This is a genomic window from Ferruginibacter sp., assembly GCF_031430955.1.
Classification (GTDB): Bacteria; Bacteroidota; Bacteroidia; order Chitinophagales; family Chitinophagaceae; genus Ferruginibacter.
In genome coordinates this window covers 1-1,925 of sequence record NZ_JANPCM010000099.1, presented here as the reverse complement: position 1 = coordinate 1,925, position 1,925 = coordinate 1, and the positions used below count along the sequence as shown (strand labels likewise).

The following is a 1,925-nucleotide window of genomic DNA, read 5'->3' as shown; positions in this document are numbered from 1 at the left end:
GAAAAACCAAAACTGCTTGCAGGTATTTTTCCACCAAATGCCATCCTGAAAATTACTGATGCAGAAAAGCAACAATCACCCGACGAACTTTATGCATCATCTGCTACTGCAGCTTTGCCAGTTATAGCAGGCAAAGTTGCTTTAAGTAAAAATGATATTGTTTATTTCTACATAAATAAACCGGGAGAAATTATAAGTTATAATGATTTACCAAAACTTTTTGTAAAAGCAGAAGCAGCAAGAAAAAAATTAGCTGATAGAATTATTTTACAAACTCCGGACGAATACATTAATCCTTTAGGTAGTGCCTTAGCCATTGCCGCCGATGCTGTTTGGGAAGAACCTTCTTACATGCATGGTGCTATTGCATGGCGTATGCGTTTGCCTGCATGGCGTGGTGCATATTGCGCCGATCCATTGGGCTGGCACGACAGGGCAAGAATGCATTTTAGCAGTTATGCTTTATCGCAGGTAAAAAATATTGCTGCAGGGTATGTTGTATTTGATACAGCATTGCACATTGCAAGGCAACAGGAAAAAATGGGTACAGCCATGTTCAGCAACGGTTATATCAGCCGCAATCCCGGTGGCGATATTCGTCCACACCATTACGACATGAATTTGGTTTTTGTAGATCAGTTACTCAATCATTTTAATTACACCGGAGATATTGAGTATGTAAAAAAAATGTGGCCGCTCATTACATTACACCTGCAATGGGAAAAAAGGAATTTTGATGCCGATGGCGATGGATTGTATGATGCGTATGCTGCAATATGGGCAAGTGATGCATTGCAATACAGCGGTGGAGGTGTTACACATTCGTCTGCATATAATTACCGGGCAAATAAAAGGGCGTCACAGTTAGCCAAATTAATTGGCGAAGATGGAACGGTGTATGAAGCCGAAGCCAATAAAATTTTATTAGCCATGAATAAAAATTTATGGCTAAAAGACAAAGGCTGGTTTGCAGAAAATAAAGATTTAATGGGCTTGCAACTGGTGCATCCATCAGCAGGTTTATGGACTATCTATCATGCCATTGATGAAGGTGCGGCAGATGCTAAGCAGCAATATCAAATGCTGCGCTATGTTGATAATTACATTCCACATATTCCGGTAAAAATAAATGGATTGAAAGAGGAAGGTTATTATTTATTATCCACCACTAACTGGCAACCTTACACCTGGAGTATTAACAATGTTGCATTGGGAGAAAATTTGCATACTGCATTATCTTACTGGCAGGGTGGAGAAAATGAAAATGCTTATAAATTATTTAAAAGCGCATTGGTAGAAAGCATGTATGCCAGCGCAAGCCCCGGTGGTTTTCAGCAACTCAGTTTTTATGACGCAATAAGAGGCGAATTGTACCGTGATTTTGCAGATGGATTGGGCATGACGGCAAGAACATTAACAGAAGGTTTATTTGGTATTTTGCCGGATGCATTGAATGATAAATTAATTATTAAACCCGGTTTTCCAGGTGATTGGAAATTTGCGAAATTATCTGTACCTGATATCGGTGTAGGTTTTAAGCAGGATAAAAATATTTCTCTATACAGCATTAATCAGTCTTACAATAAATTATTAAATGTTTTCTTGCAACTAAAATCACTAAAAGATAAAGTAATATCTGTAACAGTAAATGGTAAAACAGTTAAATGGCATTGGTTACAAAATATAATTGAACAACCAATGATTGAAATTGAAGCTGGAAAAGAAAAAGATATTGTTGTCAAAATAATTTGGGCAGGAAATGATTTTGAAAATTTGAACAGTAAGCTACTTAAGTTGAATGATGTAAATGGAGGTATCACTTTAACAATAGTAGCTTTTTTAAACGCCTGCTGCGGATCATCCACTGAAATACAAACTCCTTTTGATAAAGTGATATCTCCATTTACATCATTCAACTTAAGTAG

General features: G+C 37.2%; 1 protein-coding gene. It reads left to right on the top strand.

Annotated elements, in window-relative coordinates:
- Window positions 1-1,925, top strand: a 1,925-nt coding sequence (locus ACY65O_RS02750; protein ID WP_462219322.1) for a DUF4450 domain-containing protein, incomplete at both ends; no start/stop codon positions are given.